15 protein-coding genes are annotated in these 18816 nt (G+C 45.1%); all 15 read right to left on the bottom strand.

Annotation, left to right across the window (positions count from 1 at the left end):
* Nucleotides 1-82: 82 nt before the first annotated feature.
* A complete protein-coding gene (gene mutT / locus LG368_RS05855; RefSeq protein WP_226753800.1) occupies nucleotides 83-469 on the bottom strand; it encodes an 8-oxo-dGTP diphosphatase MutT in 387 nt (128 codons plus the stop codon).
* Entirely contained in the window at nucleotides 469-1689 is a 1221-nt protein-coding gene (gene argJ, locus LG368_RS05850; RefSeq protein WP_226753799.1) for a bifunctional glutamate N-acetyltransferase/amino-acid acetyltransferase ArgJ, read from the bottom strand. The genes mutT and argJ overlap by 1 nt, the downstream gene beginning before the upstream one ends.
* 15 nt (nucleotides 1690-1704) lie before the next feature.
* Nucleotides 1705-4401 carry a preprotein translocase subunit SecA gene (gene secA / locus LG368_RS05845; protein WP_226753798.1) on the bottom strand — a complete coding sequence of 899 codons (2697 nt, stop codon included), beginning with the start codon at nucleotides 4399-4401 and terminating at the stop codon, nucleotides 1705-1707.
* Nucleotides 4402-4547: 146 nt separating this feature from the next.
* Nucleotides 4548-5465: a UDP-3-O-acyl-N-acetylglucosamine deacetylase gene (gene lpxC / locus LG368_RS05840; RefSeq protein WP_226753797.1), complete on the bottom strand. Its 918-nt coding sequence runs from the start codon at nucleotides 5463-5465 to the stop codon at nucleotides 4548-4550.
* Between the two features lie 106 nt (nucleotides 5466-5571).
* Nucleotides 5572-6828: a cell division protein FtsZ gene (gene ftsZ, locus LG368_RS05835; protein ID WP_226753796.1), complete on the bottom strand. Its 1257-nt coding sequence runs from the start codon at nucleotides 6826-6828 to the stop codon at nucleotides 5572-5574.
* Nucleotides 6829-6866: 38 nt separating this feature from the next.
* A complete protein-coding gene (gene ftsA, locus LG368_RS05830; protein WP_226753795.1) occupies nucleotides 6867-8138 on the bottom strand; it encodes a cell division protein FtsA in 1272 nt (423 codons plus the stop codon).
* 73 nt (nucleotides 8139-8211) lie between these two features.
* Nucleotides 8212-8874 carry a cell division protein FtsQ/DivIB gene (locus tag LG368_RS05825; RefSeq protein ID WP_226753794.1) on the bottom strand — a complete coding sequence of 221 codons (663 nt, stop codon included), beginning with the start codon at nucleotides 8872-8874 and terminating at the stop codon, nucleotides 8212-8214.
* Nucleotides 8875-8904: 30 nt separating this feature from the next.
* On the bottom strand, nucleotides 8905-9861 hold the full coding sequence (locus tag LG368_RS05820) for a D-alanine--D-alanine ligase (RefSeq protein WP_226753793.1): 957 nt from the start codon (nucleotides 9859-9861) through the stop codon (nucleotides 8905-8907).
* A gap of 2 nt (nucleotides 9862-9863) precedes the next feature.
* A complete protein-coding gene (murC, locus tag LG368_RS05815; RefSeq protein WP_226753792.1) occupies nucleotides 9864-11285 on the bottom strand; it encodes a UDP-N-acetylmuramate--L-alanine ligase in 1422 nt (473 codons plus the stop codon).
* Nucleotides 11282-12355, bottom strand: a complete 1074-nt coding sequence (murG, locus tag LG368_RS05810; RefSeq protein WP_226753791.1) for an undecaprenyldiphospho-muramoylpentapeptide beta-N-acetylglucosaminyltransferase — start codon at nucleotides 12353-12355, stop codon at nucleotides 11282-11284. Before murG ends, murC begins: the two co-directional genes overlap by 4 nt.
* The gene (gene ftsW / locus LG368_RS05805) at nucleotides 12339-13544 is read right to left on the bottom strand and encodes a putative lipid II flippase FtsW (protein ID WP_226753790.1); all 1206 of its coding nucleotides are present in this window, start codon (nucleotides 13542-13544) and stop codon (nucleotides 12339-12341) included. The genes murG and ftsW overlap by 17 nt, the downstream gene beginning before the upstream one ends.
* The gene (murD, locus tag LG368_RS05800; RefSeq protein WP_226753789.1) at nucleotides 13541-14890 is read right to left on the bottom strand and encodes a UDP-N-acetylmuramoyl-L-alanine--D-glutamate ligase; all 1350 of its coding nucleotides are present in this window, start codon (nucleotides 14888-14890) and stop codon (nucleotides 13541-13543) included. Before murD ends, ftsW begins: the two co-directional genes overlap by 4 nt.
* Nucleotides 14891-14900: 10 nt before the next feature.
* Nucleotides 14901-15983 carry a phospho-N-acetylmuramoyl-pentapeptide-transferase gene (gene mraY / locus LG368_RS05795; RefSeq protein ID WP_226753788.1) on the bottom strand — a complete coding sequence of 361 codons (1083 nt, stop codon included), beginning with the start codon at nucleotides 15981-15983 and terminating at the stop codon, nucleotides 14901-14903.
* Between the two features lie 14 nt (nucleotides 15984-15997).
* Nucleotides 15998-17344, bottom strand: a complete 1347-nt coding sequence (locus LG368_RS05790; protein ID WP_226753787.1) for a UDP-N-acetylmuramoyl-tripeptide--D-alanyl-D-alanine ligase — start codon at nucleotides 17342-17344, stop codon at nucleotides 15998-16000.
* On the bottom strand, nucleotides 17334-18815 hold the full coding sequence (locus tag LG368_RS05785) for a UDP-N-acetylmuramoyl-L-alanyl-D-glutamate--2,6-diaminopimelate ligase (protein ID WP_226753786.1): 1482 nt from the start codon (nucleotides 18813-18815) through the stop codon (nucleotides 17334-17336). Before LG368_RS05785 ends, LG368_RS05790 begins: the two co-directional genes overlap by 11 nt.
* Nucleotide 18816: the final 1 nt, after the last annotated feature.

The following is an 18816-nucleotide window of genomic DNA, read 5'->3' as shown; positions in this document are numbered from 1 at the left end:
AAAGCGCCTTTAAAATGAATGAGGCGCTTTTTTTGTGAACCATCAAAAAACAGAGCAAGCAACCAATGCTTTTTAACGCTCTTTAATCAACATTCAATAGAGCTGAAACAATCGCTTGATTTGCCTCTGGAAAAGCATATAAATGCAAATCTGACGCAGTCACCCAGCGAGTTTCCTGTCCTTCTTGACCCTCTGCAATGCCTTCGAACGCAATAACTTTGTAAAAATGCAGCTCAACCTGCTTATCACCATAGTCATGGGAAATAAGCTTAAAAGGGTAATATTCTGTCGCAGTAATACCACACTCTTCCTTAAGCTCTCTCACCAAGGTCGTATCAGGAGATTCCCCATCATCACACTTACCACCAGGAAACTCCCAAAGTCCTCCCTGATGTTGCTCTTTTTTACGCAATGCAATAAAGAAAGCATCATCCTGACAAATAATACCAGCAGCGACTTTGATGACCATTAGGTACGGTACTCGGCATTAATGGTGACGTACTCATGAGAAAAATCTGTCGTCCAAACAGTATCACTCTGATTTCCCATACCCAGATCCAAAACGATATGAATCTCTTCCGGTGTCATTGCTTGTTTGCCCTGTTCTTCAAGATAGTCTGGCGAGCGACCACCATTTCTCGCTATCTCAACACCGTTAATATGAAGCTGAACATTGTCTACATCTAAACCTTCCACACCCGCACGGCCAACAACCGCAAGGATACGGCCCCAATTTGGGTCGGACGCAAAAAGCGCTGTTTTCACTAAGGGGGAATGCGCAATTTCAAATGCAGTTTTCGTTGCATCTTCCTCAATCGCTGCCCCAATCACTTCAACTGTGACAAACTTCGTTGCTCCTTCCCCGTCGCGGACAATAGCATGCGCCAACGCTTGCATCACTTCGGTAAACGCCGCAATAAAAGCAAGAGCAAGAGGCTCGTCTGCCGAATGGATTTTCTTATTACCAGCAAGCCCTGTTGCGACAGCAATACAGCTGTCATTCGTTGATGTATCGCTGTCAATGGTGATTCGGTTAAAGCTTTGATTTACTGTTTTCGCCAAGATCGACTGAAGCACATCTGCATCCATAGCGATGTCAGAACACACATACCCCAACATAGTCGCCATGTTAGGACGTATCATGCCAGCCCCCTTTGAAATACCAGCAACCGTATAAGCGACGCCTTCAAAATGAAAGGTGCGCACAGCTCCCTTAGGTAAGGTGTCTGTGGTCATAATGCCTAAGCCAGCCGATTTCCAGTTATCGCCTGACAAGTTCGCCACTGCGCTAGGAATCGCAGCAACAATTTTATCGACAGGTAAAGGCTCACCAATCACACCTGTCGAAAAAGGCAGGATAGCCTCACTAGACACACCAACAGCATCGGCCAACGCATCACACGTTTTAAGCGCGGCATCAAGGCCAGAACGACCGGTCCCAGCGTTGGCATTCCCTGTATTAATAAGCAAATAACGAGTCTTTGCCGACACCAAATGCTTCTGACAAACTCGAACAGGCGCCGCACAAAATGCATTCTGAGTAAAGACACCAACAACTGAAGCACCCTCACACAGCTCAAAAACTACCAAATCTTTTTTATTTGGCTTTTTAATGCCTGCTTCGGCAACACCAATCCGTATTCCTTTAATTGCTGGAATAACGGGGAAATCTTGTAATCCTACTGCCATTTGAACCTTCTCCAGTTAGACTAAGCGACCGTGACACTGTTTGTATTTTTTACCTGATCCACACGGACAAGGCTCGTTACGACCAACTTTAGGGTATTCGTTAACGTCTTCTGCCTGCCCTTCACTGTCCAGTGAATTTGACGAATCATGGACCATATTAAGCGTGGTTTTTTCTTCCATTTTACGGCGTGCTTCTTCAATCTTTTCAGCTTCCTCTGACGATTGAACTTTAACACGAGTAATGACTTGAATTACTTCAAACTTAATTTGCTCTAATAAGCCTTGGAACAGCTCAAACGACTCACGCTTGTATTCCTGTTTTGGGTTTTTCTGCGCGTAGCCTCGCAAATGAATCCCTTGTCTAAGCATATCCATTGTTTGCAAATGCTCTTTCCACAGCGTATCTAAAACTTGAAGAAGAACTTGTTTCTCAAAAGATCTAAAGGGCTGTTCACCCGCTATCGCTTCTTTGGCTTTATAATCGTCGACAAAAGCATCCAAGATTTTTTGACGTAAAGGCTCTTCAAAGAGTTTCTTATCTTCTTCCACCCATTTCGTGACAGGAATTTCCAGCCCAAACTCATTACGAGTCTTTTCTTCTAACCCTTCAAGATCCCACATATCAAAAATGCTTTGTGGTGGAATAAATTCATCAATCAATGTAGTGACGACTTCTTCACGCATCGCAGAAATCGCTTCAGATAAATCATCTGCTACCATCATGTCAAAGCGTTGACGGTATATCACTTGACGTTGATCGTTCGCCACATCATCGTATTCAAGCAACTGTTTACGAGTGTCAAAGTTGCGACCTTCCACTTTACGCTGTGCTTTTTCGATCGCGTTAGAAACCATTTTATGCTCAATGGCTTCCCCTTTCTCCATACCCAGCGCCATCATCATTTTCTTGATGCGATCAGACATAAAAATACGCATTAGATTGTCTTCTAAAGACAAATAAAAGCGAGAAGAACCGACATCACCTTGACGCCCAGCACGACCACGCAACTGATTGTCTATACGACGTGATTCGTGTCGTTCAGTACCAATAATATGGAGACCACCAGCAGCTAACACCGCCTCATTACGCGCTGCCCAATCGGCTTTTAATGCTTCAATACTTTCAGGACTGGCCGCATCACCTAATTGAGCAATTTCTACTTGTAAGTTACCACCCAAAACAATGTCTGTGCCTCGACCTGCCATATTAGTCGCAATAGTAACCGCACCCGGACGACCTGCATCCGCCACAATGTCGGCTTCGCGCTCATGCTGCTTGGCGTTTAATACATTGTGCTTAACATTGTTTTTATTTAAATAGTTAGACAATAACTCTGAATACTCTATTGAAGCGGTACCAACAAGAACTGGGCGCCCCTGCTTCACAATGTTTTCAATATCTAAAACAATCGCTTGAAATTTGTCTTCAGTAGACATGTAAATCAGATCGTTAAAGTCTTTTCTTTGTACCTGTCGGTTAGGTGGTATAGCAATAACAGAAAGACCATAAATTTGTTGAAATTCAAACGCTTCCGTATCGGCAGTACCCGTCATACCAGACAATTTGTCGTACAGTCGAAAGTAGTTTTGAAACGTCGTCGAAGCCAACGTTTGGCTTTCAGCCTGAATCGTCACGCCTTCTTTTGCTTCAACCGCTTGATGAATTCCTTCAGACCAACGGCGACCTGCCATGGTTCGGCCGGTATGCTCATCCACAATGACGATCTGATCACCTTGGATAACGTAATCAACATTTTTCTTAAAGATGACATGAGCTTTAAGGCAAGCGTGAACGTGGTGCAGTAACGATAGGTTCGCTGCTGCATACAAGCTTTCGCCTTCTCCCAGCATCTCCTGCTCAACCAACCAACTCTCTACAAAGGAGTGACCTTCTTCTGTCAGCTCAATGCTTCGCTGAGATTCATCAAAAACATAATGACCGGAAGCGCTCTCACCTTCTTCAGCATGCTCTACCAACAAGGGTGCTAACATATTGATTTTACGATATTGCTCAGAGCTGTCTTCAACAGCACCGGAGATGATAAGCGGTGTTCTTGCTTCATCAATCAAAATAGAATCAACTTCATCGACAACAGAAAAGTGTAGATCACGCTGAACTCTATCTTCTAAACGAAACACCATGTTGTCTCGCAAATAATCAAAACCAAATTCGTTATTCGTGCCGTAGGTGATGTCGCATAGATAAGCAGATTTTTTGTCTTCTTTTTCCTGACCAGAAAAAACAACGCCAACACTCATATCGAGAAACTCGTAAAGAGGTCTCATCCAATTGGCGTCACGCTTCGCTAAATAATCATTCACGGTAACAACATGAACACCTTTGGAAGACAAGGCGTTAAGATATACGGCAAGGGTTGCAACCAGTGTTTTACCTTCACCCGTGCGCATTTCTGCAATCTTACCTTCATTAAGAACCATGCCACCAATGAGCTGAACATCAAAGTGGCGCATATTCATAACGCGCTTACTGCCTTCGCGCACTGTTGCAAAGGCTTCAGGTAAAATAGCGTTAAGTGACTCACCGCTCGCAAGGCGATCACGAAACTGACCTGTTTTTGCCGTTAATTCATCATCCGATAGGGATTGGAAGGACTCTTCCAGTTTATTTATTTGTGTAACAACTTTTCTAAAGCGCTTAACTTCTCGGTCATTCTTTGTGCCGACAATTTTTTTAATTACGGTTCCTAACATCTTGAACTCAACGTAGCCAATTAGTAATGAAAGATAGTCTATCACGGTAATGTGTGACAAAACATGAAATATCAAGCACCTAGATACAAAAAAGCCAGACGGTTTGTCTGGCTTTTAAGAAATATGATCTGTGAGAAATTAGCTCACTAAGCACCCACGAAGGCAGGTTCAACATAGGATATCGGCGTAACCATTGCGTCATCTTCAAACACAACATACTCCCATGCGTCTTGATGCTCAAGCAAAGCCAATAGTAATCTGTTGTTTAAACCGTGGCCTGATTTATACGCTTTATATTCACCAATTAGGCTATGACCTAACAAATATAAATCACCAATCGCGTCCAGCACCTTGTGACGCACTAACTCGTCTCGGTAGCGTAGACCTTCGTCATTTAGTACTCGGTAATCATCAAGAACAATCGCGTTCTCCATGTTTGCCCCACGAGCTAAATTGTTATTCTTAAAATACTCAAGATCTTTCATGAAACCAAAGGTTCGAGCACGACTGATTTCTTTCACAAATGTTGTTGTGGAGAAATCAAAAGAGGTACTTTGCACATCTTCACCAATGGCTGGATGTTCAAAGTCAATCGTAAATGAAAGACGGAAACCAGAATGCGGCTCAAGTGTTGCGTACTTATCGCCCTCATCTACACGAATAGGTTTTTTCACCCGAATGAACTTTTTAGGCGCACTTTGCGCTTCAAGTCCTGCAGACTGAAGTAAGAAAACAAATGGGCTAGCACTGCCATCCATTAAAGGAATTTCACTAGCACTGACTTCAACGTAGGCGTTATCAACCCCTAAGCCTGCCATAGCGGAAAGTAAATGCTCAACAGTACTTACTTTTACATCGCCTTTGCATAAAGCTGTAGCAAAGCTTGTTGATCCAACTGCTCGCGCATTACCATGAATCTCAACAACAGGATCCAAGTCAGTACGAACAAATACGATGCCAGTATTAATGGGCGCAGGCTTAAGTGTTAAATACACTTTCTCGCCAGAATGCAGACCCACTCCAGTTGCTCGGATAATGTTCTTTAGTGTGTGTTGGCGTACCATTTTATTCCTACATTTTTATGACTGGATACTATTTATAAGAAAATAATATCAATAACATATTTTTAATACAATCTGACACTTACACATTGCATCGTTTTTGCTAAAACTAGTCAGCTTGGCGACGCAAAAAGGCCGGAATGTCCAAATACGATAATTTATCGCTGCTTGAAGCAGAGGAAGAATCCACTGAGTCCTTCTTATCTTCTACGCTTTTTTCTGTTGTCTCTACTCTGGCGGCTGCCGGTGATTTTTCTACCGGAGCCTGCTGAGGAGCAATCGCTACCTTCTCAACAATAGGTTCTGGGCTTACGTCCGCTTTAGGAGCAGTAGGCTGAGCAGCCGAAGGCTGTGAAGAAGTAACCGATGAACCGACTGCCGCCTGTATCTCAGCACCTGAACGACCTTCTAAACCAGTTGCAACAACAGTAACACGCATCTCGTCACCGACTTCAGGATCAATGGCACAACCAATAACCACTGTCGCATCTTCAGAAGCGTATTCTTCAATAATGCCGCCCACTTCAGTAAACTCTGACAAACCTACTTCTTCGTTTGCCGTGATGTTAACCAACACACCTCGGGCACCACGAAGATTGATATCTTCTAGTAGTGGGTTATGAATAGCCGCTTCCGCCGCCACTCTTGCTCTGTCTTCCCCTGAAGCCGAACCTGTCCCCATCATTGCCATGCCCATTTCAGACATCACAGTTCTAACGTCAGCAAAGTCAACGTTAATAAGGCCAGGTCTCATGATAAGGTCTGTAATACCCTGAACCGCATTGAATAATACATTGTTCGCCTCACCAAATGCTTTTAATAAAGAGATGTTTTTCCCTAGCACTGGCAAAAGACGCTCATTTGGAACCGTAATTAAAGAATCGACATTCTCACGCAATTCTTTAACCCCTTCCTCGGCTACTTTCGCACGACGGCGACCTTCAAAAGGGAACGGCTTAGTCACAACGGCAACCGTTAAAATACCTAACTCACGAGCCACTTTAGCGATCACTGGCGCTGCTCCCGTGCCTGTACCACCGCCCATTCCAGCGGTAATAAAAACCATATCGGCACCTGTTAACAGCTGGGTGATTTTTTCTTGATCTTCAAGCGCTGAATCTCGACCTACTTCAGGATTTGCACCCGCCCCCAAACCTTTCGTTATGGTTGAACCAAGTTGTAAAGAAACACCCGTTTCAAAACCGGTGAGCGCCTTTGAATCCGTGTTAGCGCAAATAAACTCTACGCCTTCCAATCGATTTTCTAACATATGGCGAACAGCGTTACCGCCACCGCCACCAACACCAATGACTTTAATAACGGCGTTGTCTGATAAGTTATCTTCGGCTAAATCAAAGACATTCATTTGGGTTTGCTCCTCAATAAGTTAACAATCGGTTCTGTTTAAATATGACTCTTAATCCAGTTTTTCGCTGCCTGAATCTTTTCCAATACATTAATGGAAGATTTGGATTCTTTCGGAGCCAGAACCGATTTTTCGCGTTTAATTTGAGTCTTGGACATTGTTTGTTTGGAAGTATCGGATATATCCACTTCCTTACTCCCATAAACCAATAAACCAACGCCTGTTGAGTATATAGGGTTATCGACAATATCAGACATTCCTTTAGCACAATCTGGTAAAGCTAACCGGATTGGCATTTGAAAAACTTTTTCTGCTAAATCAGCGGCACCTTCGATTAGCGACGCACCACCTGTAATCACAACGCCCGCAGGGATTCTCTCAGCGTATCCACTGCGTCTTAATTCATCTAAAACCATGGTGTAGATTTCTTCGTACCTAGCCTCAACCACTTCAGTAAGCGTTTGACGGCTAATTGAGCGAGGCTGTCTGTCGCCTACACTCGGCACTTGAAGCACCTGATCCGAGGTTGATAAAGAAGACATGGCACAAGCGTATTGAATCTTGATCTCTTCAGCATGCTGAGTCGGTGTTCGTAGCGCCATGGATATATCATTCGTTACTTGGTCTCCTGCGACAGGAAGAACCGCGGTGTGATGGAGAGCGCCATCGATCCATACCGCAATATCAGAAGTACCAGCCCCTATATCGACTAGACAAACCCCTAAATCTTTTTCATCTTCACCTAACGACGATTCGCTCGACGCTAACGGCGATAAAATCACACCATCAACACCCAAACCACACCGTTTAATGCATTTTTCAACGTTCATCACAGCATTTAATGCGCCAGAAATAAGATGAACGTTTGCTTCTAAGCGAACTCCGGACATACCAAGAGGGTCTTTTATTCCCTCTTGCGAGTCGATGTTGTACTCCTGCGGTAGGATGTGCAGTACTCGCTGGTCAGAAGAAATAGGCACAGCTTGAGCAGCATCAATGACTCTTTCGATGTCTTCTTTTTGCACTTCACCATTTTTAACAGCGACAATGCCATGGGAATTAAGACTACGTATATGGCTACCAGCCACACTCACATACACCGAGTGGATATTGCAGCCCGCCATTAGCTCCGCTTCTTCTACTGCTCTTTGAATAGACTGAACCGTGGATTCAATATTAATCACAACACCACGCTTCATGCCCTTTGAGCTGTGCGAACCAATACCCACAATCTCTAAACTTCCATCAGCTTGGACTTCGCCAACCAAACAGATAACTTTTGATGTGCCTACATCTAAACCGACTATCATTTTACCTTCCCGGCATTAAATATTGTTTGACAAAACACATATGTCGTACAAAAAAGCAACAAATAGGCCAATGTCATAAGTTTTTTCTCCAACTCACCGCAACACCATGCGGGTAGCGTGCATCAACGGAGTGAATTGTTTCTATTCTACCCGATAAATCACTTTCATACACGGCTATAAAACGTTGTAAACGCTCGATAATTTCGTCCCTTCCTAGCTTTACCGTGATGCCATTAGTAAATGTTAAGTGCCATGCCCCCCTGGCTTCGAGCGTCAACTGCGCTACTCTAAGAGAAGTCGAAGACAACACCTGACTGATTAAACCAAACTGATCAAGAACTATATCACTGGAATCATCAGGGCCATTTAGTCTAGTAAGCGGCAACTCAGGAACACTTTGAGGTGTAAAAATATCCGCCGTAGTGGATATTAGTTGCCCATCGCGCCAGTATGCGAGAGGAGTATGCTCATAAACAAGCAACTGCAAGGTGTTTGGCCAAACTTTACGAACCTCTGCACTTTTCACCCACTCTGATGACAAAGCCACATCCAAAGTGTCGGACAGAGAAAGGCTTAATAAGTTGCGTCCAAGTAAAGAGATATAGTCCGATTGCAGCGACGTTTTAGTTGCATACTTGAGATCTCCCACTATTTCTATATGACGGATGGCAAACCAATCCTCCGAAGAGTTACTGCCTTCTTCTTGCTGAAGAAGGGCGCCTATTATCAACAGCACTGCGCCAATCAGCGCGATCATCCTCATCAGTTATTCACACGCCGCTTTACCAAATGCATCCACTACGATGCTGTCTACTAAAGAAGCATAATCTATACCGACAAAACTGGCCGCCATAGGAACGAGACTGTGGGACGTCATTCCCGGTGCTGTATTCACTTCCAGCACCCAAAAAACACCCTCTTGATCTCGCATAATATCAACGCGCCCCCAGCCAGAACAGCCAAGCGATTGGTAGGCCTCAAGAGCAAGCCCTTGCAATTCTGTTTCGTCATCCTCAGACAATCCACAGGGCAATAAATATTCTGTGTCATCCGCAAGGTACTTTGCTTCATAGTCATATAATTTATGTTCAGGTGCCGGCTTGAGACCAATTGCTGGATAAGCGACATCCGATAAAATCGTAACCGTAAACTCCGCACCGTCAACAAACTCTTCAACAAGCACATCCGAGTCGTAAGTCAATGCTTTTACCAAGGCCTCATCAAGCTCCTGTCGATTCGTCGCCTTATTGATCCCAATTGTTGAACCTTCTCGAGAAGGCTTAACGATGACAGGATAAGACATCTGACGCTCAATAAGGTCCGCATCGGCCTGACCGACAAAAGACAAATACGCGGGAGTTGGAATACCAATGCCCTGCCAAAAGCGCTTTGTGAGCACCTTATCCATGGCAAAGCCACAAGCGAGAGGAGAACTGCCTGTATAGGGTTTACCCAACATTTCTAGCAATGCTTGCACACGACCATCTTCGCCTTCTCCACCATGTAGCGCTATAAAAGCCAGGTCAAAAGAAATGGATTGCAGCTGCACAATGGGATCTAACTTGGCACCTGGGCCATACAGGTCCAACTCAATAACGTGATATCCTTTTGAACGCAATCCTTTAGCCACCAGCGGGCCGCTTTGCATAGACACGTCACGCTCAGCAGAACGTCCACCATAAATGACAGCAATGGTTGCTTCTTTTCGCTTTTGCTCTGTCATCGTTAGATTCCACTCGCAGATAGATTTTTAGACAATGCACCAATATCACCAGCACCTTGGGTAATAAGCAAATCGCCTTGGCGAAGAACATTGCCTAGAATAGCGTGCAACTCAACCTCGCTTCCTACATAAATAGGGTCTACCGTACCGCGCTGACGGATGCTACCACATAGAGAACGACTGTCTGCGCCGTTGATGGGGGTTTCACCAGCCGAGTACACCTCTAACAACAGTAGGACATCCACTTGAGATAGAACACGCACAAAGTCTTCATACAAATCACGGGTTCGTGTGTAACGATGAGGCTGATAAACCATAACCAGCCTTTTCTCAGGCCAACCAGCGCGAATGGCTTTAATAGTCGCCAACACTTCACTTGGATGATGACCATAATCATCCACAAACATCACCTCACCACCGCTCGGCAATGCAAGTGGCGTTTGCTCTTGGAAACGACGCCCCACGCCTTCAAAACCCATTAAACCGGCTTGAATCGCGGCGGCATCAACACCTAAATCTGTTGATACGGCAATGGTTGCCAATGCATTAAGTACATTATGAACCCCTGGCATAGGCAAACGAATTTTAAGCGGCTCACCCTCAGGCCGATGGGCAAAGAATTCACAATAGCGTCCTATTTGCACAATATCCGTTGCATAAAAGTCTGCTTTTTCTTCAATACCATACGTTAAAACAGGACGACTTAATGAAGGAAGGACAGCACGAACATTGGCATCATCAACACACAGCACAGCCAAACCGTAGAAGGGAAGATTGTGAATAAACTCAATAAAAGTACGCTTTACTTTTTCAAAATCTCCACCATAAGTATCCATATGATCTTCATCAATGTTAGTGACAATAACGGTTTGCGGCTGCAAGTGTAAAAAGGACGCATCACTTTCATCTGCTTCGGCAACCAAATACGCACTGCTGCCCAATTGAGCATTCGCACCGGCACTGGTCAAACGACCACCAATAACAAACGTTGGCGCTTCACCCGTTGCCGCCAATATAGAGGCCATTAGACTCGTTGTTGTCGTCTTTCCATGCGTACCCGCAACCGCTATACCATGACGATAGCGCATTAACTCAGCCAGCATTTCAGCACGACGGACAATGGGAATACGATGCTCTTTACCCCAAATAATTTCAGGGTTTTCCTCGTTGATAGCCGTTGACACAACAATCACATGGGCATCGTAAACATTTTCTTCGAAGTGACCTAGATGAATAGTGATACCTAAACTGGCTAAACGTTCCGTCACAGCAGATGGCTTTAAGTCAGAGCCAGACACCTGATAGCCTTGATTATGCAACACCTCAGCGATGCCACACATACCGACGCCACCAATACCGATAAAATGAATATTTTTAATTCGGCGCATAGTTGGTATATCGTATTGAGACTTATAATCTATCATGATGTTATTAACCTTAAACAATGTTTAACAACGTCAAGCGTTGCATCAGGGCGCGCTTTTTTACTGGCTTGCTTACCCATTTTTAATAATGCTCCGTCGTGGTCAATAAGATGAACCAAGGAGGAAATGACTTTTTGGCTACTCAACCCGGGTTGAGGTAACAACAGTGCCGCACCCGCTCGCTCTAAATGGCACGCATTCGCGGTTTGATGATCATCAATTGCATGGGGGTACGGCACTAGAATGGAGGGTAATCCAGCAATTGCAAGTTCACTGACTGTCATAGCACCGGCACGACATAGCACAATATCTGCCCAATAATACGCTTTATCTATGTCGTCCAAATAGGCATCCACACGCGCTTCAGCACGGGCAGACTGATAATTCGCTATAACTTCTTCAAAGTTACGTACGCCTGTTTGGTGCCATACATCAAGTCGCTGTGATGAAGGCCAATTTGCAATCACCTCAGGCATAATATCGTTGATTGCTTTTGCCCCTAAACTGCCCCCTACCACCAACAATCGTATGGGCTTGGCCATACCTTCACGTGGTAAACGAGCAAGCTGTGTCAATATACTGTTCCTAACAGGATTGCCCACTGTTATACCGCCCTTGAGCGCACCATCAAACGCCTGAAGGACTGTCGTGGCTATCTTAGAAAGGAGTCTATTTGTTGTTCCAGCAACGGCATTTTGTTCGTGAATAACCAATGGAATGCCTAATAGTTTAGCGGCAACACCACCTGGCCCCGCAACAAAGCCCCCCATACCGAGTACGACAGAAGGACGCTCTTTCTTTAAAATAGCAAGAGCCTGACCAATAGCGCGCATAATTCGAAAGGGCGCTGCCAATAACCCCGCAAGCCCCTTACCTCGGACACCCTTGATCGACAGAGCATGCAACGGAATATCGTGCTTAGGCACCAGTGTTTCTTCCATTCCACCTTTGGAACCAAGCCAATGGACAGTGTGTCCCTTCTCCTTAAAAAGCTGTGCGCAAGCCAGAGCCGGATAGATGTGACCGCCCGTTCCACCCGCCATAATCATGATTTTATGTGCTTTGTTCATGTCTACCTTCTTGTGCTTTCTCTGGCTGACTTAACGTATCGCCTTGCTCAATACGGCGGTTTTCTACATCAACTCGGGCAACAACAAACAAGCTGCCTAGCGTAATAATTAGACTGCTGCCACCGTAACTTATTAAGGGTAATGTCAGGCCTTTTGTAGGGAGAAAGCCTGTATTCACACCGATATTAATGATCACTTGTGCCAGAATAAGAATGGCAAAGCCAAAACACATATAACCGGCAAAAGGCCGAAATAGCGTCATCGCTTTTCGACCAATATGAAAAATACGCAGCAGCATCAAAGCAAACAACGCAATCAAAACCAGGCCACCCACCATACCGGCCTCTTCAACCCAGATTGAAAACACGAAATCAGTATGAGCTTCAGGCAGATAAGCGAGTTTCTGAACACTATTACCTAATCCCAAGCCAAACCATTCGCCACGACCATAAGCGATCAACGCCTGACTCAGCTGATAACCTTCATTGAAAGGATCGCTCCAAGGATTCGTAAAGTTCATCAAACGCTGAACACGATACTCTTCTAAAATCACCATTACACTAAGCCCCCCAATTGAGAAGAAAACCAAGACTAAGAAATGAATAAGAGGGGCACCACCGAGAAACAATAAAACAATGACAGTCCCTAGAAGAACAACAGAAGCCCCAAAATCAGGCTCTAACAATAAGAGCATCAAAAAGACGATAGAGATTACTAGAGGTAGGATAAAGCCAATATAACTTTTACGGACATGATGAACCCTACGTACCAAATAACCTGACACATAAACGACCATGCAAACTTTCGCCACTTCGGAGGCCTGCAGGTTGAATACGACCAAGTTAATCCAACGACGACTTCCGTTTACCACCTTACCAATCCCCGGCACCAAAACCAGAACAAGTAAAACAAAGGCAATAAAAACCAACCAAACTCCCCACTGTTCCAGGCGCCAGGTTGGCAAAGACAGCAACACGCCGCCACCGATTAGACCTAGAATCAAATACAGGCTTTGACGGAACATGAAGTAATAAGGGTGACCATGGTTGGTTTCAGAAACAGAGATAGACGCACTCGACACCATGACAAGGCCGAGGGCTAAAATAGAGAGGGTTGATGCTAAAAATATACCATCAACCTGAGCAAACTCTCGTAACGTGACACGATCAAAGAGTTTTGACCAATTCATAATGCCTCAACCAAACGAGCAAAGTGCTCACCACGTTTCTCATAGTTTTGGTACATATCTAAGCTTGCACAGGCAGGAGAAAAAAGCACAATATCGCCTTCTGTACACTCTTCACTCAAAGAGGACATAATGTCATCGAGCGTATTAAAAAGAACAACATCGGTGTCTGGCGACAAAACTACTGCTATTTTTTCAGCATCCTTACCAAATAAATAGACCTTTTTCACTAGCAGTCCGATGGTTTTTACCAAAGGCTTAAAATCCGCCCCTTTGCCATCACCACCCGCGATTAAAAGAATGTTTTTTTGAGCAACAGAACCTAATCCTTCCATTGCCGCTAGTGTTGCGCCAACATTCGTGCCTTTGGAGTCATTAATATAGGTCACCCCTTTCTTAATTGCGACCGTTTCACAACGGTGTGGCAAGCCTCTAAAGGTTTTCAATACTGTCGCAACCGCATCGCTTCTAAGCTCTTGTCCCAATAATTCTAGCATTGCTAAAGCCGCCAACACATTAGCGTGATTATGGGACCCTTTTAAAGCAACCTGTGAAGTATGATAAAGACGCTCAACGCCTCGACACAACCATGCACCGTCGCTCTCTTTAATCAAACCAAATTCTTTTAAGTCGGGGGTTTTAGTAGTAAAAGCTCTAACTGGCACATTCTCTGAAAGTAAGGGAGCCGTTAAGATATCCTGTTTATTGCAGACAGCCGCTTTACAACCACGATAGACTTTCTGTTTAACTCGCTGATATTCATACAGGTCTTTGTATCTGTCCATATGGTCTTCAGACACATTGAGTAAACACGCCAAATCGGCCTTAAGCGCATCGGTTGTCTCAAGCTGAAAACTCGACAACTCAAGCACATAAAAATCGGCCTCTTCACAAAGCAAGTCTAAAGCAGGAAGCCCTAAATTCCCCCCTGCTACGGCTTTCTTATCGCATGCTTGAAGTAACAACCCAACTAACGTGGTGACGGTGCTTTTCGCATTCGACCCTGTAATAGCCACAAAAGGCGCATCAACATAATCACAAAACAAGTCGATATCGCCACGCATGGCAACGCCTTGTTCGGCCAATCGAGCTAGGACCGGCGTTCGCAGAGCAATACCTGGACTAACAAATAACTCTGTTACCCCAAGTGTTTCCAGCACGTCTAATCCGCCGGTATGAATACGTTCTGGCGCACAGTAACGTTTCGCTTCTTCCAAACCTGGCGGCATATCACGAGAGTCGACAACATGAAATTCAATTCCCTTACTGGCTAAAAACCGTACGCAAGAAAGCCCCGTCGCCCCCAAGCCGACAACGGCTCTTACCCGATCTGACCCAATCAACGACATACAAAGACTCCTAACGAACTTTTAAAGTAGCAAAACCGACTAAAACCAGACAAACCGTGATGATCCAGAAGCGAACGATGACTTTTGGCTCCGCCCATCCTTTAAGCTCAAAGTGATGATGAATAGGCGCCATTCTGAAAATCCGTCTCTTAGTTAACTTGTAGGACGCCACCTGCAAAATCACCGAAACGGTTTCCATCACAAACACGCCTCCCATGATAAACAACACCAACTCCTGACGAACAATCACCGCTATTGTTCCAAGAACAGCCCCCAGTGCTAACGAGCCAACATCGCCCATAAAAATCTGTGCAGGGTAAGTGTTAAACCACAGAAAACCAAGACCTGCTCCAGCCAAGGCGGCACAAAACACCAATAACTCCCCTGTACCATGTACATAGGGAATTAATAAATAATCTGCAAAACGAATGTTGCCTGTCAAATACGCAAAGACACCCAACGCACCACCCACTAATACGGTCGGTAAAATGGCCAAACCATCTAAGCCATCCGTCAAATTAACCGCATTACTGGTACCGACAATGACAAAGTAGGTCAACACAATGAAGAACAGCCCAAGGGGTATAGCCACCTCTTTGAAAAGAGGCACGATAAGCGCTGTCTCTGCTGGCGTAGTCGCGGTGAAATACAAATAGAAAGCCACTGCCAAACCAAAAACACTTTGCCAGAAATACTTCCATTTTCCAGGTAAACCTCGCGGGTTTTTTTCCACTACTTTACGATAATCGTCTACCCAACCAATCGCACCAAACGCCAACATCACCAGCAAAACTACCCAAACATATTGGTTACTAAGATCGCCCCATAAGAGCGTACTCACCGAAATAGAAAAAATAATCAGCGCACCGCCCATAGTGGGTGTGCCGGCTTTTGATAGATGAGACTGTGGACCATCATCACGAACGGCTTGACCAATCTGCAAACGCTGTAACAACACGATGACTTTGTTACCAACCAAGAGTGAAATAGCAAGTGCTGTCAAAACACCTAAAATGGCTCGCAAAGACAAATAATCAAAAACAGTAAAAAAGGTGTGATACTTGCTCAAATAAGCAGTCAACAGAAGTAACATGGGTCGTGGTTATCCTAGTTTAATAACGCTTTAATAACAGTTTCCATTTTGGCAGAGCGGGAACCCTTAACCAAAATAGCGTGTGTTTCATCTAATTCGTCGACGATCTGTACCGCTTCATTGTGGGTATCGCATAATATGGCGTGACCACCCTGTTCTCGAAAAGCAATTCCCGCAGTACACGCAACAGAACCAACACAAATCAAGTGACTGACGCCTTTTTGTTTTGCGTAAACACCCAGTTGGCGATGTATTGTCTGCTCTTGATCGCCGAGCTCGCCGAGTGCCCCTAAAACCAACCAAGTTTGCTGCACTTGCTGCGACACCAAAACATCAATCGCCGCCTCAACTGACGTTGGACTCGCGTTGTAGCTGTCATCGATTAGCAAAGCACCCAATGTCGTTTTTAACCGAGCCATACGTCCGGGCACTAAAATAGGCTGTAGTAGCTTTGTTACCGCAAGGGGAAAATCAACCCCTAAGGCAACTAACGCTAGAACAACCGCCATGCCATTCGCAATTTGATGTCGCCCTGCACCCGCAATCGTTACCCCAATCGACCAAGCCTTATAATGAAAAACAGCCTTACTTGACTCAGGGCCGAGTCGCACATCGGACGCATAAAGAGAGGCTTGAGAAGTAAACCCAAAGGACATTATGTCTCTACCCTCTGCCAAATCACACCAATAGGCAAAAAATGCATCATCTGCATTTAGAATCACCTTAGCGTGGCTTGTCGCCCCAGTAATCAGGGCGCCCTTCTCTTTTGCTATACCCTCAATACTGCCCAGCCCTTCAAAATGGCTGCCACTGGCGTTGGTCAAAATAACAACATCGGGACAAATAATATTGACCAATAAAGGAATTTCACCTGTAAAACTGGTCCCCGCTTCAATGACAGCAACATCATGATCAGCAGACAAAGCGAGCAAGGTTTGCGGCACACCAATGCGATTGTTCAAATTAGCGCGTGTTTTTAACACATTTTTGTCATCAAGGGATTGTGCCAGCCAGTCTTTTACAGTTGTTTTACCATTACTGCCAGTAATCGCTACCACTGGAAAAGCAAAAGCATCACGAATCCTACGTGCCACCCTACCGTAGGCACAAAGTGTGTCGCTCACTTTAACGTAACATGCTAATTCAAGATCATGATCGCTAAGCACACCAACAGCACCTTGCTCTATGGCCGCAGCGGCAAAATCATGGCCATCAAAGTACTGTCCTCTTAGCGCCACAAACAAACAACTCTCACTGATCGCACGCGTATCAGTTGTAACAGAAGTGATCACTTGATCTGAACCAATCAGCTCCCCATCGCATAACGCTGCGATTTCGGATAAACGCAACTCAATTAACATAAGTTTCCATAGCCGCTAACGCCACTTCTCTGTCATCAAAATGATATTTAGTACCATTGATATCTTGGTAGGTCTCATGGCCTTTACCCGCGATGAGTATCATATCGTCGGGCGATGCCGATAAAATCGCTTGCGAAATAGCGTGGTGACGATCGGTTTCAAAACTGAACGAAGCCCCCTCTTGAACTTGACTTAATGTATCAGAAAATATTTGTTCAACCGCTTCAGTTCGGGGATTATCTGATGTCAACCAAACGTAATCCGCGTGCTCAAGGGCGACGGACATCATCAAAGGGCGCTTACCCCTATCTCGGTCACCACCACAACCAAAGACGCAGATTAAACGCCGTTTAGAGTGTTCTTTTAACGCCTGTAAAGCAACCTGTAAGGCATCGGGTGTATGAGCGTAATCCACCACCACTAAAGGCGCATTTTCTCGATGAATTTTCTCCATCCGACCCGGTGCACCCTTTAAAGTAGAAAGACCTTTTATCAACATCCTCTTGTCTGATGCATCAGGCCACAAACTCGCTAAAGCCGCTAACGCATTCTGAATATTGAAACGCCCCAACAAGGGCAAAAAGACCTCACTTTCACCCTCGGGATGACACAGGACAAAGCGACACCCTGTCGGCTCAAAAGCCAACTGTTTTGTAAAAAAGTCAGCCCTCACATTCTGTTCGCTGTAATAGTAACGCGTCTTCTGCGAAGCGGCCGAAGCCATAAATTCACAGTAATCATCGTCTAAACAGAATACCGCCTGATCCACACTGTCGAAGGCAAACAGACGTTGCTTAGCCTCGGCGTAATGGGCCATATCACCATGGTAATCAAGATGGTCTCGAGAAAGATTGGAAAACACCGCAGTTTGAAAGGGCACGCCCTCGATACGGCCTTGATCGAGCGCGTGAGAGGAAGCTTCAAACGCAACCAAGTCGACCCCAGTTTTTCTCATATCCATCAGCAAACGGTGCATCGACAATAAATCCGGCGTCGTTTGCTTAGCCTCCTGGAGAGCATCTAATCCCCCGACCCCAAATGTACCCACCAAGCCAGCATGAAACCCTAGACTGTTCGCCAGTTGCGCAATATAAAAGCAGATAGAAGACTTACCATTCGTGCCTGTTACCGCCAAGGCCTTAGCAGGCAGTGAACCAAAGAAGCGCTGCAGGCAAGTAATCATCAGACTGGCTGGGTCTTCAACCCGAATAAGCTCTATTCCTTTTTCCTGCAAAGCAAGATGGGCAGGCACCACGGCAATAGTACAGCCTAACGCTGCCACATCATCTAGGTAGTCCCAACCGTTAGACGCTATGCCAGGCAAGGCAAAAAACACACACTTATCGTCGACTTGGCGACTGTCCGTTTCAATATGAGTGTAAATCGCTGGAACGAACGAGCTTTGGCTTATCTTAGTCTCTGCAGCCATACCTGCTGCATGGTATAAGTTTTTGCGTGTAAAACCATTCACC

Source organism: Marinomonas algarum, from assembly GCF_020532605.1.
In the GTDB taxonomy this organism is placed as follows: Bacteria; Pseudomonadota; Gammaproteobacteria; order Pseudomonadales; family Marinomonadaceae; genus Marinomonas; species Marinomonas algarum.
Note: the sequence above shows the minus strand (reverse complement) of the source record. Positions and strands in the feature narration are given on the sequence as shown.